Origin of the sequence: Athalassotoga sp. (assembly GCF_049965695.1) — a bacterium.
Classification (GTDB): Bacteria; Thermotogota; Thermotogae; order Mesoaciditogales; family Mesoaciditogaceae; genus Athalassotoga.
Genome location: NZ_JBMFWB010000002.1, coordinates 1 through 23,082, shown reverse-complemented (window position 1 = coordinate 23,082; position 23,082 = coordinate 1). Strand labels below are relative to the sequence as shown.

Annotated in this window: 26 protein-coding genes; 14 read left to right on the top strand and 12 right to left on the bottom strand. The window is 39.2% G+C overall.

From position 1 onward, the window contains the following. Nucleotides 1-12 precede the first annotated feature (12 nt). The 14 genes from rpsP to ACP5NR_RS00800 are packed head-to-tail and all read left to right on the top strand — an operon-like array spanning nucleotide 13 to nucleotide 8,441. Nucleotides 13-291, top strand: coding sequence for a 30S ribosomal protein S16 (gene rpsP, locus ACP5NR_RS00865; RefSeq protein ID WP_428004243.1), 279 nt, complete (start codon nucleotides 13-15; stop codon nucleotides 289-291). Between the two features lie 3 nt (nucleotides 292-294). Beyond that, the gene (locus ACP5NR_RS00860) at nucleotides 295-528 is read left to right on the top strand and encodes a KH domain-containing protein (protein ID WP_428004244.1); all 234 of its coding nucleotides are present in this window, start codon (nucleotides 295-297) and stop codon (nucleotides 526-528) included. Then, nucleotides 525-1,022, top strand: coding sequence for a ribosome maturation factor RimM (gene rimM / locus ACP5NR_RS00855; protein ID WP_428004245.1), 498 nt, complete (start codon nucleotides 525-527; stop codon nucleotides 1,020-1,022). The genes ACP5NR_RS00860 and rimM overlap by 4 nt, the downstream gene beginning before the upstream one ends. Continuing rightward, a complete protein-coding gene (trmD, locus tag ACP5NR_RS00850) occupies nucleotides 1,023-1,760 on the top strand; it encodes a tRNA (guanosine(37)-N1)-methyltransferase TrmD (protein ID WP_428004246.1) in 738 nt (245 codons plus the stop codon). It abuts the gene before it with no gap. Continuing rightward, nucleotides 1,754-2,335, top strand: a complete 582-nt coding sequence (locus ACP5NR_RS00845; RefSeq protein WP_428004247.1) for an RNA methyltransferase — start codon at nucleotides 1,754-1,756, stop codon at nucleotides 2,333-2,335. The genes trmD and ACP5NR_RS00845 overlap by 7 nt, the downstream gene beginning before the upstream one ends. 2 nt (nucleotides 2,336-2,337) lie before the next feature. Further along, the gene (gene rplS, locus ACP5NR_RS00840; protein ID WP_428004248.1) at nucleotides 2,338-2,697 is read left to right on the top strand and encodes a 50S ribosomal protein L19; all 360 of its coding nucleotides are present in this window, start codon (nucleotides 2,338-2,340) and stop codon (nucleotides 2,695-2,697) included. A gap of 10 nt (nucleotides 2,698-2,707) precedes the next feature. After that, complete coding sequence (lepB, locus tag ACP5NR_RS00835; protein WP_428005793.1) at nucleotides 2,708-3,520, top strand: signal peptidase I; 813 nt, start codon at nucleotides 2,708-2,710, stop codon at nucleotides 3,518-3,520. Beyond that, nucleotides 3,520-4,308: a GTPase gene (locus ACP5NR_RS00830; protein ID WP_428004250.1), complete on the top strand. Its 789-nt coding sequence runs from the start codon at nucleotides 3,520-3,522 to the stop codon at nucleotides 4,306-4,308. Before lepB ends, ACP5NR_RS00830 begins: the two co-directional genes overlap by 1 nt. A 14-nt stretch (nucleotides 4,309-4,322) precedes the next feature. Then, nucleotides 4,323-4,559: an acyl carrier protein gene (locus ACP5NR_RS00825; RefSeq protein ID WP_428004251.1), complete on the top strand. Its 237-nt coding sequence runs from the start codon at nucleotides 4,323-4,325 to the stop codon at nucleotides 4,557-4,559. A gap of 21 nt (nucleotides 4,560-4,580) precedes the next feature. After that, a complete protein-coding gene (gene minC, locus ACP5NR_RS00820) occupies nucleotides 4,581-5,252 on the top strand; it encodes a septum site-determining protein MinC (protein WP_428004252.1) in 672 nt (223 codons plus the stop codon). A gap of 9 nt (nucleotides 5,253-5,261) precedes the next feature. Further along, entirely contained in the window at nucleotides 5,262-6,275 is a 1,014-nt protein-coding gene (locus ACP5NR_RS00815; protein WP_428004253.1) for a hypothetical protein, read from the top strand. 13 nt (nucleotides 6,276-6,288) lie between these two features. Further along, nucleotides 6,289-6,993 (top strand): hypothetical protein, encoded by a 705-nt coding sequence (locus tag ACP5NR_RS00810; RefSeq protein WP_428004254.1) that lies wholly within the window; start codon nucleotides 6,289-6,291, stop codon nucleotides 6,991-6,993. A 17-nt stretch (nucleotides 6,994-7,010) separates the two neighbouring features. Continuing rightward, nucleotides 7,011-7,880 (top strand): hypothetical protein, encoded by an 870-nt coding sequence (locus ACP5NR_RS00805; protein WP_428004255.1) that lies wholly within the window; start codon nucleotides 7,011-7,013, stop codon nucleotides 7,878-7,880. 3 nt (nucleotides 7,881-7,883) lie between these two features. Next, nucleotides 7,884-8,441: a ComEA family DNA-binding protein gene (locus tag ACP5NR_RS00800; RefSeq protein WP_428004256.1), complete on the top strand. Its 558-nt coding sequence runs from the start codon at nucleotides 7,884-7,886 to the stop codon at nucleotides 8,439-8,441. An 18-nt stretch (nucleotides 8,442-8,459) separates the two neighbouring features. Here ACP5NR_RS00800 and ACP5NR_RS00795 read toward each other — a convergent pair whose 3' ends face one another. From ACP5NR_RS00795 to udk, 12 genes are all read right to left on the bottom strand, one after another. Then, on the bottom strand, nucleotides 8,460-9,725 hold the full coding sequence (locus tag ACP5NR_RS00795; RefSeq protein WP_428004257.1) for an NAD(P)/FAD-dependent oxidoreductase: 1,266 nt from the start codon (nucleotides 9,723-9,725) through the stop codon (nucleotides 8,460-8,462). Further along, nucleotides 9,722-10,792: a non-hydrolyzing UDP-N-acetylglucosamine 2-epimerase gene (wecB, locus tag ACP5NR_RS00790; RefSeq protein ID WP_428004258.1), complete on the bottom strand. Its 1,071-nt coding sequence runs from the start codon at nucleotides 10,790-10,792 to the stop codon at nucleotides 9,722-9,724. Before wecB ends, ACP5NR_RS00795 begins: the two co-directional genes overlap by 4 nt. A gap of 4 nt (nucleotides 10,793-10,796) precedes the next feature. Next, complete coding sequence (locus ACP5NR_RS00785; RefSeq protein ID WP_428005792.1) at nucleotides 10,797-11,876, bottom strand: glycosyltransferase family protein; 1,080 nt, start codon at nucleotides 11,874-11,876, stop codon at nucleotides 10,797-10,799. A gap of 16 nt (nucleotides 11,877-11,892) precedes the next feature. Beyond that, nucleotides 11,893-12,744, bottom strand: a complete 852-nt coding sequence (gene murB / locus ACP5NR_RS00780) for a UDP-N-acetylmuramate dehydrogenase (protein WP_428005791.1) — start codon at nucleotides 12,742-12,744, stop codon at nucleotides 11,893-11,895. Beyond that, complete coding sequence (locus ACP5NR_RS00775; protein WP_428005790.1) at nucleotides 12,725-13,390, bottom strand: endonuclease III domain-containing protein; 666 nt, start codon at nucleotides 13,388-13,390, stop codon at nucleotides 12,725-12,727. Before ACP5NR_RS00775 ends, murB begins: the two co-directional genes overlap by 20 nt. Next, nucleotides 13,387-16,398 carry an O-antigen ligase family protein gene (locus ACP5NR_RS00770; protein WP_428005789.1) on the bottom strand — a complete coding sequence of 1,004 codons (3,012 nt, stop codon included), beginning with the start codon at nucleotides 16,396-16,398 and terminating at the stop codon, nucleotides 13,387-13,389. The genes ACP5NR_RS00775 and ACP5NR_RS00770 overlap by 4 nt, the downstream gene beginning before the upstream one ends. A gap of 127 nt (nucleotides 16,399-16,525) precedes the next feature. Continuing rightward, complete coding sequence (locus ACP5NR_RS00765) at nucleotides 16,526-17,254, bottom strand: HAD family hydrolase (protein ID WP_428004263.1); 729 nt, start codon at nucleotides 17,252-17,254, stop codon at nucleotides 16,526-16,528. After that, the gene (locus tag ACP5NR_RS00760) at nucleotides 17,251-19,638 is read right to left on the bottom strand and encodes a plasma-membrane proton-efflux P-type ATPase (RefSeq protein ID WP_428004264.1); all 2,388 of its coding nucleotides are present in this window, start codon (nucleotides 19,636-19,638) and stop codon (nucleotides 17,251-17,253) included. The genes ACP5NR_RS00765 and ACP5NR_RS00760 overlap by 4 nt, the downstream gene beginning before the upstream one ends. Before the next feature lie 61 nt (nucleotides 19,639-19,699). Continuing rightward, on the bottom strand, nucleotides 19,700-20,362 hold the full coding sequence (locus tag ACP5NR_RS00755) for a transaldolase family protein (protein ID WP_428004265.1): 663 nt from the start codon (nucleotides 20,360-20,362) through the stop codon (nucleotides 19,700-19,702). Next, a complete protein-coding gene (locus ACP5NR_RS00750; protein WP_428004266.1) occupies nucleotides 20,346-21,803 on the bottom strand; it encodes an FGGY-family carbohydrate kinase in 1,458 nt (485 codons plus the stop codon). Before ACP5NR_RS00750 ends, ACP5NR_RS00755 begins: the two co-directional genes overlap by 17 nt. A gap of 1 nt (nucleotide 21,804) precedes the next feature. Beyond that, the gene (locus ACP5NR_RS00745; protein ID WP_428004267.1) at nucleotides 21,805-22,305 is read right to left on the bottom strand and encodes a DUF501 domain-containing protein; all 501 of its coding nucleotides are present in this window, start codon (nucleotides 22,303-22,305) and stop codon (nucleotides 21,805-21,807) included. Next, nucleotides 22,302-22,913, bottom strand: a complete 612-nt coding sequence (udk, locus tag ACP5NR_RS00740) for a uridine kinase (RefSeq protein ID WP_428004268.1) — start codon at nucleotides 22,911-22,913, stop codon at nucleotides 22,302-22,304. The genes ACP5NR_RS00745 and udk overlap by 4 nt, the downstream gene beginning before the upstream one ends. Between the last annotated feature and the right edge of the window lie 169 nt (nucleotides 22,914-23,082).

Here is a 23,082-nt window from a genome sequence, read left to right as displayed (position 1 = left end):
AGGAGGTGCAAGATGGTTAAGATCAAACTCACGAGGATGGGCAAAAGAGGTCAACCTTTTTACAGAATTATCGTCGTCGAATCTTCGAAAACAAGGGATGGTGCTTACATAGAATCTCTGGGGTATTACAACCCCATGAAATCGCCATTCGAAATCAAAATAGATGACGAAAGGGCACTTTATTGGTTGCAATGTGGAGCACAACCAACAGAAACCGTTAAATCCTTACTCTCGAAGAATGGGATCATGAAGACGTATCATGAAAAACGCTTTGCGAAAGTGAAGGAATGAATTGTGGACATCAAAGAACCACTTGAATTTGTAGTAAAATCTATTTGTAAAGATCCTGAATTGGTAAGAGTTCAAGAAAAATTTGAAGGCAAAAAGATCATATACGAGATATTTGCTTCGGATGATGACATCGGTCAAATCATAGGTAAAGATGGTCGAACTATAAAATCAATAGACTTAACGTTAAGATCTTTGAAAAATGGCGAAGGCGATTTTGAATTAAAGGTGATCAGATGAACCTTGTCGCAATAGGTAAAATTTTTTCGATCTTTGGTTTGGATGGTAAGGTAAAATTTTATTCTTACGTTGAAGATCGCGACCTTGCAAGTTTTGTGGATCGAGATGTATGGATAGGGCAGAATTCGAAAAGGGTTATCAAAGTAAAGATAAATTTTGTGACTAAGATGAATAACCATCACGTAATGGGCCTTTTAGGATTCGACTCTGCCGAAAAAGCAAAAAAAATCGCAGGGCAGATGGTGTACATCAACGAAACGGATTTACCCGCTTTGAAAAAGGATGAATATTACTTTTACCAACTTATCGATGCTTTTGTCTATTACGAAGACGGATCAAAAGTCGGGATGGTTAAAGATGTAATTCAGACAGGATCAAATGATGTGCTTGTCGTTGGAGACGACGAAGTGCTCATACCTGTGATAAAAGATTACATCGTGAAGATCGATGTTGAAAATAACGAAATAGTTGTCAAAAAAATGGAGTGGTTTTGATTGAACATCGAAGTCGTAACGACCATTCCAGAACTTTTCGATCAGTTCAAAGAATACGGCATAGTCGGAAGAGCCATAAAAACGGGTAAGATCAATTTTGACGTCATAAATCTAAGAAATTATGCCCATGACTTGCACAAAACGACAGATGATTACGCGTATGGAACTGGCATCGGAATGGTTATGAAGGTTGAGCCTGTTTTTGAAATGTTCGATGAATACTTAAAAAGCCATCAAAGGCCATGGATAGTTTATCCCTCTCCGCAGGGAGAAACATTTGATCAATCTAAAGCCTTCGAATTATCACAAAAAGATGATGTGATGTTCATTTGCGGAAGGTATGAAGGAGTGGATGAAAGGATCATGTCCATCGTGGATGAGGAGATATCGATAGGTGATTTTGTTATAAGCGGAGGAGAAACGATCACGATGGTCTTCGTTGAGGCTATGGCAAGAATGATACCTGGTGTTGTGGGCAAAGAGGTTTCGGTTGAAAATGATTCTTTTTTTTCAGGTCTTCTCGATCATGCGAATTACACAAGGCCCCAATCTTACAGGGATATGGATGTACCAGAAGTGCTTAGATCTGGAGATCACGCCAAGATAGGCAAATATCTCCTTAAAGATGCCATAAAAAGGACCATCGAAAAAAGGCCAGACCTTTTTCTCAAAAGAGATTTAAGTATTGAAGAAAAGGCCGCCATAATAGCACTTCTCAGAGAGAAAAAAGAATGTTGAACAAAATATACGTGGCTGTTTTGCATTACCCGATAACAGGTAAAGATGGAAGGATTTTAACCACAGCGGTTGTCAACATGGATGTTCATGATATCGCGAGAACTTGCAGAACTTACATGATCAAAAGGTATTACGTTGTTAACAACCTTCCCGTTCAAAAGCAAATAGTGACAAGGGTTTTGAATTTCTGGGGAAGCGATTTTGGCAAGAATTACAATGCGTCAAGGTATGAAGCATTGGAACTTGTAAAAATGGTTTCTTATTACGAAGATCTGATCGAAGATATAACAAAAGCAGAGGGAATCAGCCCGATAAAAGTTTTTACATCGGCAAAAAAAAGATCCAACATGGTTCCCTACGATGAGATGAAAGAAATGGTTTTAAGAGAAGAAAGGCCTATTTTGTTTCTTTTTGGAACAGGACAAGGAATGCCAAAAGAAATTCTTGAAACTTGCGATGTGTCTCTTGAATCAATCAGAGGACATTCTGATTACAACCATCTTTCAGTCAGATCAGCGGTTGCGATAACCTTAGATAGGGTTATAGGAGAATTTGTACAAAAAGGAGGCAGTTAAAAATGGATCAACTCATAAGGGCGATTGAAATGCCAGATAGAAAAGAATTTCCAAAGATATCCATTGGAGATGTTGTGAAAGTTACCACCTCTGTTGTTGAAGGTGGAAAAGAAAGAGGTCAAATTTTTGAAGGAACGGTTATAGCCATGTCCGGATCTTCGGGTGGGCGTACTTTTACCGTCAGGAAAATATCTCATAATGCCATTGGCGTTGAAAGAATTTTTCCTTTCAACACACCTTCAATAAAAGAAATTTCCGTTGTAAGACACAACAAAATAAGGCGCGCTAAACTTTACTACATAAGAGCGTTGAAGGGGAAGAAAGCAAGAATGAAAGAAAAACGCCAGTTGCCAAACGCTTAAGGTGCTGAAAGTGGCGAACAACGTCAGAAAGCCAAAAAACGATCTTTCGAAAAAGGTAAAGCATGAATCATGGGAATGGATAAAGGCAATTGTCATAGCCATCCTTATCGTCATTCCGGTAAAACTTTTTGTGCTCGATACGATGATAGTTCCTACCGGTTCCATGATTCCGACGATAATGCCAGGAGACAGGATCTTTGTGGATCAGATATCATGGCATTACAAAGATCTTAAAATAGGAGATATCATAGTTTTTTGGACGCCTTTTGTTGATAAATCTTCTTTGGCAATGTTAGGGCCATTCGATAAATTCATGGATGCCTTAAGTCCTGTGCATTATGCCGGTCACGTGAAATACGTCAAAAGATTGGTAGCGGTCGGAGGAGATACGGTTCAACTTGTTCCGGCGGCAGGACATCCCTATTTCTACAACGTCGAAGTTGACGGCAAAATTCCGGCGGCGCTTAAAGATCATCTATACACCAAAGTAGGGATTTTTAGCGATCCTAATTATTACTATGAACTTGCCAATCCGCAGAAATACATTTCGAGCCCTGACTATCAATTTTTGCTTTATTACAACGAAGACATGGACTATAACACATATTACAACTCTGTGGTTTCGAAGTGGGGAAATTATGTTACAAAAGATGCTTCCGGAAATATAGTGATACACGTACCAGCGGGCTATTTTTTTGCAATGGGTGATAACACGACAGACTCCTTTGACAGCAGATACTGGGGATTTGTGCCTATGTCAAACATGATAGGGACCCCGTTCTTACGAATATGGCCTCTCAACAGATTTGGAGTGATGAAATAATGGAAGTCTGGTATCCGTCTCATGTTGAGAAAGCAAAAAGGGCTATAAAATCGCTTATAAAACTCGTCAGTGGCATAGTGGAAGTTGTTGACGCACGTGCGCCAATGGCGACAAGGCCTTTAGACATGGAGCCTTATTTCAAAGACAAAAAGCGAATGATCTTTCTTAACAAAGCGGATCTCGCCGAAGACGATGTAACCAAAAGATGGGTTGAAAAGTTTTCCAAAGATTGTCAGACACTCTACGGATCTATAAAAGAAATGCAGAATATTCACGATATCTTTGATCCTTTCAGATCTGATCATGAAGTCAACATCTTAGTGGTAGGCATGCCTAACGTTGGTAAATCAACGCTTGTGAACATGATCAAAAAGAGAAGGGCAACACTCATAGGTGATAAGCCGGGTATAACAAGGTCCGTTCAATGGATAAGAATAGATGACAGAATGAAACTGCTTGATACACCGGGAATAACGTATCCAAGAATTTCGAATGAGACTCTCTACGCAAAACTTGGTCTTTGCAACGTCATAGACATTGAACAGGTAGATTTTGAGGCTTTGGTATATTACGAACTTGACCTTCTATCGAAGATAAAACCAGAACTGATAGAAAAAATAGGTGAAGGCGATTCGATAGTCAAAAGGATAGAAAGTTACGGAATGCAACGTGGATTTATAATAAAAGGCGGGGTTTTAGATATCAACAGAACGCTTTTGACCTTACACAGAGAAATAACACATGAAAAATTTGGTAAAATAAGTTATGAAATGCCCGAGGATTTTTGAAAGGAGAGAGAAAAATGGAAGACACCTTTGAAAAAGTGAAAAAAACGATTGCAGACAAACTCGGCGTAGAAGCCGATAAAATCACGGAAAGTTCATCTTTTATAGATGATCTGGGTGCTGACTCTTTAGATGTGGTAGACCTTGCCATGGCACTTGAGGATGAATTCGGTGTTAAGATTGAAGATGATAAGTTAGAAAAATTTGTCACGGTTGGAGATGTTGTTCATTATCTTGACGGTAAGAAAAAATGATTTAATTCAAGAGGTGGGGTAATGGGAAATGTTGACTTGAGAATGACGAAAAGAGGAGTTGTGCTTTACGTTGAGGATTACGATGATCTTGACGATCTTTTTGTTCAAGTAACAAACAAATTTTCCCAGTTGAACGGTTTTTTCTCTGAGGATGATAAAATATCCATCATGCTCAAAGATAAAGATAAATATTCAAAAGACATAACCGAAATAGTTTCTTTTGTTGAAAAGATGGGGTTTAAAGTCGGAGAAATACTCGTTGGAGAGATGAATCAGAAAGTAAAGCAGAATACCATTTCCGTCAAGGAAAAATTGAGCCTTGTAGAAGATGAAAATAACATGCACCAGTTAAACCCGACAAAAGTCATAAAAAAGACCGTAAGATCGGGTCAGGCAATAGTTCATGATGGTGATGTCATGCTTATAGGAAATCTCAACGATGGAGGAGAAATCATCTCTTCGGGTAACGTTGTCATAATAGGTGAAGCACGCGGAGTTGTAAGGGCTGGATCAAGAGGGGATGAAGGGTCTATAATATATGCAACGTTGATGACGCCAGAACTCGTAGAAATAGCCAAACATGTCATCCATTTAAGTGAACCTATCGAAAATGCTATAGCCTACATAAGAGGCGGTAAGGTGTTAATTGAAAAATACGATAAAGTTAGGTTTGGACAAACACAGAACGAGTAGGAGGACGATTTGTTAGTAGCCGATTTTGTACCGTCGCAAAGTGAACAGCAAAAGATGTCAGTCCATATTCTTGACAAGAAAAATGACTTTTCAGATTTTCTTGTTTCTTTGTATCCCGGAAGGCATTTTGTGTACATAATCGACTCAAAAATAAAACTTTTTCACACAGACTTTGCTTACAACATAGATAACACGCCTATCTTTGCAGGAGAAAGGTCTAAATCCGTTATAGGAATGATGGATGTCCAAAATATGATCATGAATTCTGAAATTATCGATCCTGTCATCGTCGTTGTTGGCGGTGGAACGGTGCTTGACACATGTGGCTTTGCTTTTGGTACCTACAAAAGGAAATTAGACGTTGTTTTTGTGCCTACAACTTTAAGTGCTCAAATTGAAGGCTTTTTCAGAAATGAAGTTTATCTTAATTTTGATAGGGTTAAGGATGCCATGAAAGTTAAATTTCAGCCAAACCATCTTGTAAACATAACTGAATTCACCAAAACTCAGGTAATAGAGGAAAAAGGACTTTCAATGGTACATGCAATTGCGTTTGGGTTGTCACATTCGAAAAAATTTTTCGATATGATAGACAAAATACTTGATTCAGAACTCATGAGTAACTATGAAGTCATATCTCACGTGATCTTTGAAAGTCTCAGGATGAAAGCCAATAGCAACTGGGAAATCGTGGGAGAGGAAAGTTCAAAAGCACTGATGAGCGCTTCCCAGTTGAACATGCCATACCTTGTTGCCACTTACTACGGTGTTATGATCGAATCTTTCGTTTCTCACAAACTCGGTTTTATTTCAGAAGATGAAATGGATAAAATATACTCAATCTTGAAAAAATGTTCCAACGTACATTTCGATCTTTCAAGTGCGGTAGATCAAATCTCTGCTTACGAAGAACCTTTAAAGATGAAACTGCCGGTTAAGATCGGTAAAACGATGGATTATCAGATTTTTCCAGGTTTCTTGACAGAAATGATTTATTCGGCCCATTCAAAAGGGTTGATATAAAGGGAGGTTGAAAATGGATAAGCAGAATATGTACTCTATGATAAGAGTGGTTCTACTTGTCGTGTTTATAGTCGTTGCGCTTGGAGCCCTTATATGGGTTGCCTCTTTAAGTGGAAAGTTAAGTACCGTAGAGCAAAAAGCTTCAAGTGCCCAAACTGCCGTTGCTTCTTTGACGACTCGCGTTGCTTCTTTGACGGCGAGTATAACTAAGTTAAAGTCTTTAAGTGTGACAAGACTTTCATCGCAGATATCGGTAAATCTGCCAACGTTGCAATCGACTTACATCTCATTGCAATCTGTAACCTATCCACTCCTGCTTACAAACGCACCTGAATCTTTAAGTTCAAGTTTATCTCTAACAACGATAACGGCAACTAATCTTGACTCTCTCAAGCCTATTCTTTCGACAACCGGAACTTATGAGATAACGCAGGTAAATAACCTTTACTATTTTGCATATCCAGGAAGTGGCGTTACATATTCAATTCAAATCCTTTCTTCTCCTTACCCTGATAGGGTGTTATCACTTGTTAAAGCCCTGAGAAGTGCCGGGGTACCGGCATTTAAGATAGATTACGCTTCTCAATCGGGACTTTTCATAGGGGTTTTCCCGGATTACAACTCGGCATCTAATTACGCAAATGCGATTTCAACTCCAAATATCACATCCATAACTGGATCTGGAGCCTCATCGTGGCTTGTAAGGACAATTCCGTAATTTTTTGAAGGTGCAAAATGGAAAAAGAAAATTTTGATCTGAGATTTATATTGCTGATTGCTGCAATAATAATAGGTCTTATAGCTTTGATATGGGCTGGGGTTTTGACTGCGAAAATTTCGAGTTTTGATCAGAAAATATCCGAAACTCAAACGTCTGTTGCTTCAATGACGTCTTATATGGCAAGTACGACTTCTGTTTTGTCGATGCAGATGGCTAAACTCGAAAGATCAATGGCAACGCAACAAGCAACGGTGGCATCGCTTACCGCTTATGTCAGAAATATGTACACAGATCTTGCCGGTAAGATCTCTTCGGAAGATCAAAAAATTGCCAACACTCAATCTAACGTCACCTCTCTGACAAATCAGGTTGGAAGTTTAATTTCCAACTTACAGAGTCTTTCAGCACCTTCACAAACATCTCAGCCTGTTTCATCACAAACATCATCGCAAACTCAAAGTCAAAGTGGTTTCATGGCTTTGATCTCCAGTTCAGCCCAATCCATAAGTTCAAATGTAACTTTAACGACAACGACATCTACAAGTTTGAGCGCCGTCAATGCCATGCTGTCCGGTATCAATACTTACGAAATTGCCCAGGAAAACGGATTGTATTACGTTGCTTATCCGGGAAAAGGCGTTACATATTCAATTCAAATTTTATCTTCTCCTTATCCAGACAGGGTGCTTGCACTTGTGAAATCACTAAGGAATTTGGGAATCCCGGCTTTCAAAATAGATTATTCAACGCAATCAGCACTTTTCATAGGAGTATTTACGGGCTACACACCGGCACTTAATTATGCCAATTCAATAACTTCCAATCCAAATGTGACTTCCATGATTGGAACCGTTTCTTCTTGGCTTATAAGAACCATTCCTTGATAAATGAAAACCCAAACGAGAATCATAATAGGAAGCATCATTCTCGTTTCCGTGATTGGAATATTTTTGACCGCGATTGTACCTTTGAAAGAGGCATTTGCGGAAAGCGATAAAATTACCAGAAGTGCATCACCAAATACCTTTAAGGTTGTAAATGTCAATACGGCAACAGTTCAAGAACTTGATAAACTTCCAAACATAGGAATGACTAAAGCAAAGGCAATTGTCGATTACAGAGAAAAGTTTGGACCATTTCAAGAGTTAGAAGATCTTTTAAACGTCCCAGGAATAGGTCAATCGACACTTGATAAAATTTCAAGTGTTGTGACAGGCTTTTCATCATCTACCTCGAAGAATGACGTAAAAAGTGGTAAAATAAAGATAAATGAGGCAACGGCTAAAGAAATAGAAAACCTTCCTTCGATAGGTCCAATTAAGGCCCGTGAAATAGTTGATTACAGAGAAACTCACGGGCCTTTTCATACGCCTGCCGATTTGATGAAAGTAAATGGAATAGGGCCTAAAACGGTTGATAAGATCAAAGATCTAATTGAGTTTTAAAATAAAGGTTTGATACGGTCACGCGATGGATCTTCCCAACATTTTGCCGTGGCATGTAGCGTAGGTTATAGATCTTGTATGGCCACTGCAATCACCTATGAATTTAAGATTTTTATATTTTTCGTTGTTTATCTTTTTTGAATAAAATTTGACTTCAACTGCATACATGAGATTGTCCGAATAGACTATCGCCGGTACAACTTCTCCTAATTTCTCTATAAATTCGGCAAGTGATATGGCTATTCTTCGCGGAAGCACGAGATTTATATCTCCCAAAATATAACTTTCATCGCTCAAAGTGGGTTTTACCCTTCCAATTCTTTTGGTTCTTTTATTTTCTAAAAATTCTCCATAAGTCTGCAAAATGACCTTTCTTCCTCCTGCAAGGATATTCCCAAGTTTGCTTATGTAAGTTCCATAACCTATCGGATCGTTGAAAGGTTCGGTAAAAGATGTGCTGCACAGTACGGCAAAATTCGTGTTCTCGCTGTTTCCGTTGGAATTTGAATGACCATTGACCGTGACGAAATCATCATATTCTTCAAGCACAACTTTACCGGATGGATTGTTACAAAAGGTTCTGACCATGTAACCCGTTTTTGTCCTCATTCTGACTTTGAACTCGTACATTTCCTCGTTGAGTTCTTCAACTGCGTGATCCGGAAGTTCGTATCTTATTCCAACGTCAACTATATTTCCAGAAGTCACTATTTCGGGGTGATCTGTCGTCATGGATTTTACAAGTCCATGACCACTCCTGCCAACTGAAATGACAACGTAATCGAACGTATCTTCAAAATTCGATCCTGTAATTTTTATCTTATTTCCATCGAAACTTACATTTTCAGCCTTTATGCCGAAATGAAATTTTATGTTTTCGTAAGAGGAGAATTCGTTGTAGATATTTTCAAGGAGATTTTTGAGCCGATCTGTACCTATATGATAGAAGTAGGCGTTGACAGGTTCAAATCCCTTTGAGTAAAATTTTTCAAAAAATGTCGATTTTCTGTCGAAAGAGATACCAGTTCTTACATCTTTCCTTTCTGATTCATCAAGTTTATCAAGGTAAAAGTTGACAACTTCTTTTTGTGTTTCAAGCGGTATTTCTATGTCTCCGCCCATACTTGATGAAATGAAAAGTTTTCCGTCGGACCTTATTCCGGAGATGCTCGAACTGTATATGTCTCGAGATTTTTCTATCACGTGTATCTCATGACCTTTGTCCTTAACTTCGTTGATAAACCCAATGGCTGCCGCACCGAAACCTACAACTGCTATTTTCATATTTTGATATTCCTTATGATGTTCGCAATTTTCTCCGAGGCATTGCCGTCCCCGTATATTTCTTTGATGTCATCAGGTTCAGGATGACGAAAGACTCCATCATATATTTTTTCCTCATCTGCGTCCGCAAGTACATTCCATCCGGATTCAACGAGTTCAATCCAACCTGTATCTTTCATCGCAACGACACCCGGGATACCCGCAAAATAAGATTCCTTTTGAAGTCCGCCGCTATCCGTGACTATCGAGAAAGCATTGGAAGTAAGAGCAACGCTTTCATCATATCCAACAGGATCGATAACTTTTAAGGTTTTTAGCAGATCTCCTAAACCAAATTCAGAAATTCTCTTTTTGGTTCTCGGATGAATCGGAAAGATGACCGGCATCTGCTTGGCCACCCTCGAAAGACCCTTCAGGATAGATTCTAACCTTGTTTCGATATCCGTGTTGAAGTCCCTGTGAATCGTTGAAAAGACGTACCTTTTAGGTTTAAGATCGTATCTTTCAAGTACTGTTTTCATATCGACATCTTTTTTGAATTTCAAAAAAACATCTAACATGACATCTCCGGTGAAATAAACTCCGCTTTTCATGCCTTCCATTGCAAGGTTTTCAACGGCTTTTTGAGAAGGGCAAAATTTAAATTGGGATATCCTATCTGTCAAAACTCTATTTATCTCTTCCGGCATATCCTTTGGTTCCTGTCTCAGCCCCGCTTCGACATGGGCAACGGGAATTTTCAATTTTGCAGCAGTTAACGCTCCTCCCAAAGTTGTGTTTGTATCACCGTAAACAAGCACAAGTGAAGGTTTTTCCTTCATCAAAATCTTTTCAAATTCGATCATGATCTTTCCCGTTTGCTCCGCATGTGTTCCAGAACCGATTCCGAGATTGTACTGTGGATTTTTTATTTCCAGCACTTTGAAAAAAATATCGGACATGTTGAAATCGTAATGTTGCCCCGAATGAACGAGTATTTCATTTATTCCAAATTCGTTCAATTTTTTTCCAACCAAAGATTCTTTTATGAATTGCGGTCTTGCACCTACTATCGATACGATTTTCACAGATTTAACCTCCAACTGCGATCTTGATTATGTCCATGAATTTTTCGACACTTTGTGCTGTTCTCCATGGCGGATTATATCCATTATAACTCTTTGCAATTTCAATATCTTTTTCGAGATCTATATCATTTTCGTTAACCGAATGAAAGTACAATTTTTCAGAAAGATATTCGGAAAGATATTCCTGTTCTGTTTGACCTGGCGTGGGTATAAGCAAACCATTTTTACCGAGTTCAGCCATATCCATTATCGTCGAATATCCTGATCTCGCTATCACAAATTTGGATCTATTCATAAGTTCGTCTCTTAAACCTTTTCCAGCATAATTTATAACTTCAACGCCTGGTATTTTGATCTTTTCGGCATTTTCAGGCATTCCTCTTACAAGCGCAACGTTACCTTTTAAAACTTTTATCTGATCTACGATCTTTTTTTCAAGGATACTTCTACTTGGTTCTCTTCCAGAGAGAGATATGAGATAATCTATGTCTTGATCAACATCCATCTTTTGATAATCCGAAAGTATTCCGATGTACTTTACCTGATCGGAAGACATGTAAGAAAGGTTATGGGAAAGATTACCCGTTAGACCGCCATCATTTGGAAAATCCGGCACCACGAACTTTGTGAAAGAATTTCTAAAATGATAATTGAATCTTTCAGTTTGATTTTTCAAAATCCTCAAAAAATCAGGCGGAACGTACCTTAGTTGATGAAATATGAAAAATGAAGGCTTTGTTTTATCGAAAACACCGTATTCAGAATCGGATATTAAAACATCCACATCAAGATCTTGTGACAATTTCAAAATTTCTTTATGCTCTTTTACTATCGCGTTTATTATCGCAGGCATCATTAAGGTCAACCTTAAAGCGAATGTGCCGTTTTTAGCATAAGGGCTGGGATATTCAACACTTTCCACGTATTCGCATTTGTCTCCGAATTCTTTTTTCAGAGCAAGCAATGGCCTATCTGACGTGTATATCACAAGATCATGTCCATCATCGATAAGCCTTCTCATTAAAGGCAAACTACGCGTCATGTGCCCTAAACCCCACGTGCACAGGCCGTATAAAACTTTCAATTTTTACACCTCGAATTCAACTTACGATTGTTATCTCCGGTTCAAGATCAACACTGAATTTCTCTTTCACCCTCGTGACGACTTCAGAATACACAGCCTTGAAATCCTCAAAAGTAGCACCTCCAACGTTTACAAAAAAACCGGCATGTAACTTCGAAACTTCGATCCCTCCAACGCGATACCCCTTCAAATTCGCTGCATCTATTAACCTTGCGGCATAATCGCCGGGTGGATTTTTGAAAACGCATCCGACACTCGGAAAGGTTATAGGTTGTGTGCTTCTTTTTCTCGACCAGTTCCTCAAACTTTTTTCAAGTACATCTTCTTTCCTCTGGGCAAAATCAAGTTTTAGAACGCATTTTTTGATCCACATGCGTTTTTGATGGAAAATAGAATGTCTGTAAGAAAAATCAAGATCTTCGGCATTTAATTCGTACAATCTTCCATTTTCATCGATGACTTCGACACTTTCCACGCATTTTGATATTTCCCCATCAAAAGCACCGGTGTTCATGTACAATGCTCCTCCTATGGTCCCAGGAATGCCAATTGAAAATTCCAGTCCAGACATTCCTCTTTTTATCGCTTCGGAAAGCAGCACTGAAAGTTTAACGCCATTTTCTGCAACAACGTACTTTTCGTCGAATTTGAAGTTGTTAAGGCCGGATGTTAAAACGAAAGGAGTTTCAAGGTTACTTTTGATCACCGTGTTCGAACCGCCACCGATGATCTTAAAATCCTTTTTGCTTTCGAGGAAATAACGTATGAGTTCTTCAAATTGCAAAATGTCACGAGGCTTTACGATCTTAACTTTTCCTGACATCTTAAACGTTGTCAGATCACAAATTTCAGCCTCTTTTTCTTCCAAATTGCTTAACTTCGCTCCCGCTAATATTACTTCGGCCGTACTCGCACACCTCCTTAAAGGTGCAAGATTGACATTTTGGATTTCTTGGCAGACAAACTGACTGGCCGAATTTCACCATCGCTCCATTCAACCGCGTACGATAAGATTCCGGCACAAGATCCATGAGGGCCATTTCAGTTTCGTAAGGAGTCTTCGTCTTTACGATCCCTATCCTGTTTGAGATTCTGTGAACATGTACATCCACCGCAATAACAGGAAGATCGTAAGAAACAGCCAACACGATATTAGCCGTCTTCCTACCAACACCGCTGAATTTTATGAGATCATCAAGATTCGCTGGAACATTCCCTTTCCAACGCTCAACAATCTCACGAGCGATACGAACTATCCGCTCCGCTTTTTGTTTGTACATTCCCGCCGGTTTTATGAGCCTTTCAACATCTGAAATCTTCGCTTTTGAAAGGGCATTTGCCGTTGGGAATCTCCTAAAGAGAGCATGTGATGCTTCCGCTGTGTTTGCATCACGTGTTCTCTGACTTAGAACCGTACCTATGAGAACCTGAAAAGGATCTTTTGTTTCATGTTCTCTGGGATACGTATCTATTATACACAAAAGTATCCTTTTTGATACCTCACGATCGATCATTTGACCGTTGAGGTTGAAATCATACTTGTTATAGAAGATATTATATCAGATGTTGACGCATTTGTTGTAACACCCGTAAGAATATTGTGGTTCCAATCGTTAAGATATGTTTGTGCCGTTGCCTGCTGAGTCGGGTTGGTAAAGGCATATTCGTAAACTGCCTTTAACTGCGAAAGGAACTGGGTACGTTTTGTCTGAAGTGCCTGATATTGAGTTATGAAATTTTGCGCTTCGTTGTATGTGTTGGTATCTCCTTTGTATCTGTTCAAATCTGCGACATTCCACTCGTAAGCAGGTTTGAAAATGGACAAAGTATCATTTACGGTTGTCAGTGCTTCGGAATACATCTGTTTGTTTATGAAATCCTGTGCCAAAGAGGTGAAAATATCCATAGTGTTCAAAGGAATTGCCCAGTACGTTTTTTGCATGTAGTATCCTATCCAGACGTATTTTCCGGCAATTTCTTTTATCTTGGCATAAGTTGTTGCATCAAGAGGCGCATTTTGTAAAACGTTGTTTATGTATTCTGCGTAAATTTGATTCCATCCGGAGTACCTGTTCCAGCCACCTGGCAGGATGAATATCAATTGATCGTACCAGTTTTCCATTTGATTGAATGCATCCTGTGCAAGTTGATCGTGGGTCTTTATCAAAGATTCAAATTGTGATTTGAATTGAGGATACTTGCTCATTGCATCCTGATATGTTGATGCCTGAGATCTGTTCATGCTCGATAGAAGTGCTGAGAATTGGCCTATAAGTCTGTAAGAATTCTTCTCGGCAAAGGATTGCAAAGAAGTTTTGAGATAATCTATTCCGTCCTGGTACATCTGCATTTGAACAATCTGGTTTATGTTAAGTGTGTTCCAGAGATCTACAAGTGGAATTCCCGAATTGACCATACTTGCTATGAGATCGTAGTCACCCTTGTAATTGAGATTTTTGAAGTTAGGATGGATGTACTGGGTTATATCATTTTTACCGTAAAAGAGATCTTTTAAAACGTTAAGTTGTGCCGATGTGGATCCCGATGAAAGAGCCTTGTTTAACTGGTTTATTATCTCTTGATCTCTTTGCGGGAAAGTTGCAAGCAAGCCAAGGTAAAATTCGGACGTACCGTAGGTGTTGTCCCATTCAACTGAATGGAGAAAATCGTACTTTGCCCCATCGTAAGATGTCGTTTCGTAAGTGTTGAATTGATTTATAGCCGTCTGAATGCTTTGAAGATTCGAATTCAACTGATTCATTATCTGGTTATATTCTTGCTGTCTTTGAGATTCAAGTTGAAGTGAGGCCTGAGTTTGGTTCAAATTTGGATTTGAAGCGAGTAACTGTTGAAGTTTTGACTGAACGTAAGTTTGCGGATTCAAATACGAATAATTTCCACTGTATGATTTTAAATTGTTTATTTCGGTGTTGACGGAATTCAATTGATTGTTTGCCTGCGATGCTGCGTTTTGATAAGCGCTTATGTATTGATAATTTGTGTTCCCGTAAAGAAAATAAACTTCACTGACAAAATACATGTTCATCAAAATCATCACTCCTGCAGAGACAATCAAAGAAGAAATGCCTGCAGCGACGAATTTCGCTTTGTTCAAGATCACTTTCCATGTAAGATCTCCATCTTTGTTAAAGTAATCTGATACGAGAAAAGATAGCAATATGGTAAGTGTCATCGAATCGGGCATAAGATGTTCTGCAAAAGAATACATACTCGTTATCAAAGTGACCATTGATCCTGTTGCCATAAGCATCATCAAGAGTGCATCGTCGGAGTCCTTCTTTTTTATAACTCTTAAAACAAACCACAAAAGCGTGCCAAGGGCAAAAGCCAAAGTCAAAATGCCGGCAATGCCTGTTTCTCCAAGCAATTGAACGTAATCGTTGTGTGCCTTCATGAAGTTGTTCCATGCAACTATAAGACTTGGATGGTGCTCTATCGAAACTCCAAGATAATGTATGAAATCTATTCTGTAAGTACCGAGCCCCTGACCTATTATCGGATGATCCTTCCATTGATAAACCGATGCCCACCATGCAAGGAATCTTTGCTGGGCAGTTCCACCGTTTGAAAGGGCCGATGTTGAAGAAGTAACCCTACCGGTCACAGAAAAGGAATTTCCGTTAAACGGCCCCGGTATTGAGTAAAGAAATATCTCGATCAAAGATGCTATCACAAAGACGATCAGCAAGATTATTGAAAGTTTCTGAGATCTTTTCGCTATTTCATCAACATTTTTTGAAATGTTTTCTTTTTTAACTTTGAAATTTTGGTAATAAGTGTAAAGCAAAGCGAAAAACACAAGAGACAAAGGAATCGCTATGAAGACGCCACGTGTTTGAGAGAATATTATGACTGCCACCATTGATATCGCTTCTATGGTGGCAAGGGTTTTGATTATCACCAAACGCCTGTAAGTTTTATCTTTGTTTTTGGAAGTGTCAAAACCGAGTGTTTTTGAGGTAATGAAATAAATGGCAACAAAAAGCAAAACACCCAAGTAATCTGGAACAAAGTCAGGGTTTCCTATTGTTGCCCTTACGTTATCCCTTGAATAAGGATTTCCTATGTGACCGAGCCATATATCCCATCCAGCATAGAAATTCAAGAAAGAATCCACTACTATGAATGCCGCACTTATCAAAAGCATTCCAAGGATATTTATCATTATTCTCTTGTCTTTAACTCGATTTGCAAGGTAGATTACAAACAGAAAAGTCATCGCAAAGTAAAGCACCCACATGCCCGAGAATCTCAAATAAGGCATGTTTTCTATCATAACACTTATCAAAGACAGTGCTGTTGCGATGGTGAAAAGTCCCCATCCTAAAGCAGGCAATGGAATATTCACGTTTATCTGCTTTTGCCTTCTGAACTCCATGATCACCGCGATGAACAGCATGAAGATCAATATGGTGAAAAACGCATATTTTTGTGTGCTGTATTCGTAGGTTATGGGTCCTATCGTGACGATTGGAATGAACAGCGTTATGAAATAAAGCATATACTCCTCAAATTTGGAAATAGAGGGTTTTGGCGTTGATACCTTCACTTGACTTGTGGCCATCTTTCTTATCTACCTTCCTCTCAAATTCGTTTTAAAAAATTATATCATCTGTACCAAAAATATCCTAAACTTCTTTAAGATCGTAAACGAAGGGGAAAAAGTCTTTAGAACGAAAATCCGAATTTTCGATCAAATCCGGAACAGCGCTAACATTTTTAACCCTCATGCCCGGCCAATTCCTGTAAAAATCAAAAGGATCAAGATGAACCGCCGGAATTCCGGCACGATTTGATCCTAAAATGTCAGTGTAAAACATATCACCTATAAAAATGGCATCTTCAGGAGAAAGTGATAATTCTTTTAATGCCAATTTGAAAATGCCGGCATCGGGCTTTTCGATGCCGACAATTTGCGAATCGTATATCTTATCCATAAATTTTGAAAGTCCAATCGATTCGAGTACCTGAGATGCACGGCCATCGGAATTTGAAATAACGGAGATCGAATAACCTGCTTTTTTAAGTTTTTCAATTGTTTGAATAACCCACGGAAAGGTGTAAGCCCATAGATTTTTAATTTTGTCACGATTGTCAGTTTTGATCTTTAGTTCTTTAACTTTTTCATCAGAATTTGTAAAGGCTTTAAAAAGTGCCTCCAGCAAATTACCATCTTCTAAAAGGGTAACACGATCTTTGATACTTTTATCTATCAAATAATCGATCTCGTAAACACGCTTCAATATATCCTGGGTCGTTACGTTTATCTCATACCTTTTCATCAAATCTGAAAGCCATACAACATCCGGGAACACAAGCGTGCCCCCGGCATCAAACAATATGTAGGGCTTTTTCATGCTTTTTTACCTCTGAGAATAAAATATTTCACAAAATCATTGATCACAAAAGAGAAAAATGCCGACATTCCTATAACTATGAGCGTATCGGTTATTGGAATTGGCTTAAGTCCAGGGAATCCAAACGTAACGAGCAAAGCGACAACTATCATGTCTATTAAAGTTATGTAGAAAAGTGATTTGCTCGGAAATGAATTCCAAAAATGGCCTCTTTCTCTTACCACAAAGACGGTCATCATGCCAAAATAAAAGAGTATGCTGAAAGAAAAAGTTTTAAGTAATTCGTAATCTTTAGAAATTCCAAGAGGCCCAAGTCCGATGTAAAGAATGGCAAGTGATTCAAGTACAACGAGTATACCAAGTATTATGGATGATTTCACAAGTCCTGTTATATTCCATGTATCCGGTGTTTTTGACCATCGAGCGTTGTCTGTTGATATTGAAAGTGTTACAAAATCTATGACAAAGAGCAAAAGTACGACGTCAAAGGCGGAAACTATGAAACGGCCTGTCAGTAAAAAGGCTACAACGACAAAGACAACTATTTGAAAGGTCTTAACAACCTTGTTGAAGATCCACGTCAAAATTCTCTGATATATTTGCCTGCCGACCTTGACAAGATCGACTATATTTCCCAAACCTTCTCCGGTCAGCACGACACTTGCCGCGCCCTTTGCAACATCCGTTGCGCTGTTCACCGCTATACCGACTTCGGCCTGTTTTAAAGAAGGAGCATCGTTGACACCATCGCCCGTCATCCCAACTATGTGGCCTCTCTTCTGTAAACTTTTAACTATGGAATATTTGTCCTGCGGATATATTTCGGCAAAGCCATCACTTTTTTCGGCTATGTCAGATGCTTTTTCCGGATCGCTTTCGACTAATTTTTCAAATTCTTTTGAAGCGGTTATGGAATCGGAAAGTCCAACCTGCCTTGCCGTCTCTTTGGCTATTGGGAGTGCGTCGCCGGTTAACATTTTAACGGATATCCCCAGACTCTTCAATTCACCTATCAATTTTTTCGCATCGGGTCTTGGCATATCGTAGAGTGCGACGAGACCGACAATTTTCAAAGATTTGTCATCTTCTCCCATTGCCACCGCAAGAGTTCTGTATCCTTTGATTGCGTATTCGTTGGTCTGCTGGTTTAACGCATTTACATCTGCGCCGACGAGATCGGCTATTATGTTAACGGCTCCTTTCACGACTTTGAAAGTTTTACCGTCTTTTTCTATCATCGCCTCTGTTCTTCTTGTCTTCGGATCGAACGGTGTAAAAGACTTTTGTTTAAATCCATCAAATGAAATTTTGCGATCGGATGCGGCACCGAGAAAGGCAAGATCTATCGCATCATGATTTGCTTCCTGAGAAGCAAGTGCACCGTACATCAAAGCCGTGTTCTCATCCACACCATTCATCGGTATGATACCGGCCACAGAAAGTTTGTTCATCGTTATCGTACCAGTTTTATCGGAGCAAAGCGTGTCCATCGTTGCGGCATCTTCAGATGCACTTAACCTGGTGACAAGCACTCCGCGCTTCACAAGTTCCATAGATCCTATTGCCATACTTATCGTAAACATCGCAGGCAATGCGACAGGAATGGACGATGCCAAAAGTACGAGGGCCAAAGTGATGACATCAAAAAGATCTATTCCCAAAAATATTGCGACGACAAATGCAACCGCAAGTGCTACACCAACGATTATCAAAAGCCATTTTACAACCGTCGAAATGACATCTTCCGTGTGAAGCCGTGGTTTTGCAACCTGAACAAGTTCGGTTGTCTTCCCGAAATAAGTTTTATTTCCCGTCAGCACAACGAGTGAATTAGATTCTCCGGATTTAACTATTGAACCGGAAAAAAGCATATCGGATTTAGCCTTTGAAACCGTAAGAGATTCTCCAGTTAAGGCAGATTGATCCACTTCAATTTGACCGTCCAAAAGTTTAAGATCCGCGGGGACAAAATCACCTGCCCTTACCCTGACTATATCACCCGGCACAAGTTCGCGTGCAGGTATCAATTGCCATTTTCCGTCTCTTAAGGTTCTTGCATTTACCCGCAATTGCTGTTTTAAAGCATCAACAGCCTTTGAAGCACGTTGTTCTTGAAAAAAGCCAAGTACAGCGTTCAAAAGTAACAAGGCTATGATGACGTACATATCGATCATCTTGTTAAGTATAACCGATAGCACGATAACGGCTTCTAACATCCATGCCGTCAATCCCCAAAACTTTTTCCCGAAACTCAGGTATGGATTTGGTTTTTTCTCAGGGACTTCGTTATAGCCGTAAGTCTTGATTCGTGTCTCAACCTCACTTGCCGACAGTCCTTTGTTAACGTCTGTGTTAAGTTTTTTAACCAACTCATCGATTTCCATCTTCTGATAATCGATTTTTTCTTCTTTAACAACTTCTTCTGCCGTAAAAAATCACCTTATTTCAATTTAATTTTGAAAACGCCTTTATAACTGTCGACATATCCTCGTCGAAAGTTTTTGTATCCTTTTGACTGCTATCGGATTCGATAAGTTTTTCAAGCAAATCATATCCGATTGTTATGTAATCAATACCTATGCCTATAAGAAAATTCAACTGCTCTGGCGTTTTGACACTGGCGGCGAGTACCTTTGTTCTTGATTTTGATAAGACATTCATGATGGCTTTAACGTTTTCAGCGGCATTTCCGTAACTTTCCATTCTATTGAAATAGATGGCCACATAATCAACATCCAAAGATGCCCACACTATCGCTTGAGATGGGGTGTAAACCGCCGTTGCACAAACACTGTAGCCGCGATCCACGAGCGATTTTGCCGCCATGACTCCATTTTGAACAGACGGCACTTTTATCACCAACCTTGACATATCGAGATTTTCAAGCGCTTCGATTACGACATCAGGCTTTGCGGAAGAAATTTGGGCGAACACCTCTCCGTCACACATGTCGAGTAACTTTGAATAAAATGACTTAAGACTTTTATTTTCTTTCCATACCTCGGCTCTCTTCAAAAGGGTGGGATTCGTCGTTACTCCATGCACATATCCGAGATCAAGTGCCTTTTTTATCTCATCCATTTTTGCCGAATCAAGGTAGAGTTTCATACCCATCATCTCCTTTCAAATTAGCCCAATTTATGGATATTTCTTCTGCCATTTTCCATCTCTGGTAAATTTTATCTATGTTTTCGTTGGGTCTAAAAAGTTCAAAGTCTTTTTTAAGGTTTGCTATCTCTCCAATTTCATTTTTAATCCTTGCCATAAGAAAAGCACCGTAAGCGGTCATTTCATGGAATTTAGATCTTTCCACGTTTGTCTTTGTCGAATTTGAAAGTATCTGAATCAAAAGTGAATTTTTCGATCCGCCTCCATCCACTTTGATGTTGGAAACATCAAGACCGCTTTTTTTAAAAGTATCGATAACTTCAGAAACCGAAAAAGCCATCGATTCTAAAACTGCTCTAACGATATTCGAACGCGTATGAGAAGAACTGATGCCCAAAAAAAGCGATCGCGCATTTGGCTGCCATCTTGGAGAACCAAGACCATCGAGTGCCGGAACGAAATAAATTCCGTCACTTTTTACAAAATTTGAAAGTGCTTCCATCTCAACCTCATCTTTTAACAAAGAAATTCTTTTAAGCCAATTTACCGATTCACCACTTGACAGTACCGATCCTTCAAAAGCGTAAACCGTTTTTCCTCTTACAGACCATGCCACTGTTTTTAAAAGCCCGTCTGAAGGAGGATTCTTTGAACCACCGGCATTGGCAAGTACAAAGGCCCCTGTTCCATAAGTACATTTTACATCTCCAACTTTTACACACATGTTTCCAAGTAAAGAAGATTGTTGATCTCCAAGCACCGAAGATATTTTCCCATATTTGGAATTGCCGAAGTCACCGTTTGAATCGATGACCTCCGGCATAGAATCCATTGGAATGCCAAACACTTCAGAAAGTTCTTTGTCCCATTTCATTTCATTTATATTGTAGATCATGGTTCTTGATGCGTTTGAAGGTTCCGTAAGGTGTTTTCCGGTGAGTTTCCAGATCAGGTAAGCGTCTATTGTTCCAAATTTAAGGCGAGACTTTTTGAGGCTATCAGAAACATCAGGTACGTTATCGATCAACCAAGACATCTTTGAAGCCGAAAAATAAGGGTCAATCAACAATCCTGTCTTTGCCCTTACGACAGGTTCATAACCGTTCGATTTCAATCTTTCACACATCGCCTGTCCTCTTTTATCACGCCAGACGATTGCGTTGTAAAGGGGCAGGCCACTTTGCGAGTCCCATGCAACAACCGTTTCTCTTTGATTTGTAATACCGACAGTTGAGGGAGTACACCCGCACTGATCTATTGCGTCTTCCATGGCTTCGATTGTTTTAGAAAAGATTTCTTCCGCACTTTGTTCAACCCAACCTGAAATTGGATAAATCGTTTTTAAAGGCCTGTTAGAAGATGAAATTAAATTTCCATCTTCATCAAAGATCATAGCCCTTGTACTTGTCGTTCCTTCATCCACAATCAAAAAATATTCCATTTTATATGCTCCATTCCAGACAAATACCGCTTTTACATTCTGTCTGACTTATCTTGGATAAAACCGATCTGCCTACGGGATTTTCAATTCCACCCAGATGATAAGCAACGTGCATGTGAAGACATTTCACATGATTAAAATTTCTTATTCCTCCCATTCCTCCTGTGAATTTTATCTTCAAATCATCATCTTGTAAAAGATCTATCACGTCTTTTTTTGCAAGTTCATGGGCTTTTATCTGTAAATTCGAAAATTCGGAAGATTTAGAAATCATCTCTTCATACCTTTTTATCCAGCCATCGGATTCCATTTTAGAAATTTCATCCCTTAAAAAAGGACAGGTAAGCCAATAAAGGGTTGGAAATGGTTTCCCGTCCAAAAGCGGGTAAGACTTTATCACCGTCGGAAACCCGTAAGAGCAGTATTTGGCGACATTCAACGCATTTTCAGGTACCCTTCCAATTTGATTGGTTACAATTTTCATTTCTTCATTTGAAATCATGACTGCTGGAGCATCCTTTCAAGTGCTTCTTTTATTATCGAAAGGCCGATGTGATTTTCTCCTCCTCGTGGCAGGATGATATCACAATCGTATTTTTGAGGCTCTATGAAACTTCTAAATGCTGGAGCAACGAATCTTCTGTATTGAAAAATTATGGATTCGATAGATCTGCCACGTTCCTTGGTGTCTCTTTCTATCCTTCTTATAAGTCTTTCGTCTGCATCTTCATCAACGTAGATAGCCAGATCAAAAAGTTTTCTTATCTCTTTTTTGTATATGACAAGAATTCCCTCGACTATCGTCAATTCTTTCGGATCAACGTGAATGGTTCTTGACGTGTCTCTCCTGTAAGTTACAAAACTGTAAGTTGGAACTTCTATTGGTTTGCCATTTTTCAAATCTACAAGATGAGAAAGAAAAAGATCAAAATCAAAAGCGGCAGGAGCATCGAAGTTGACATTTCTTGGATCTACTCCCGGTTCGAGATCTCTGTAATAACTATCCATGTTAAGACATATCGATCTATTGGAAAACCTTTCTATTATCTTATTAGCGACTGTCGTTTTCCCTGCGCCACTTCCGCCTATTATGGCGACAAATGTGCCCATAACTCACCTCAATTTTTCTGATTATAACATGTATTGCCTAAGGTGACAAATATGCAAAAAAGTGATCTACCCTGTCGTATAGACGATGGAGTCTTCTTTGAAAGAAATATACCAAACAAAATTCAAATTTCGAATCATCGCTCCGACATGTGCCCCACACTCGATGTCT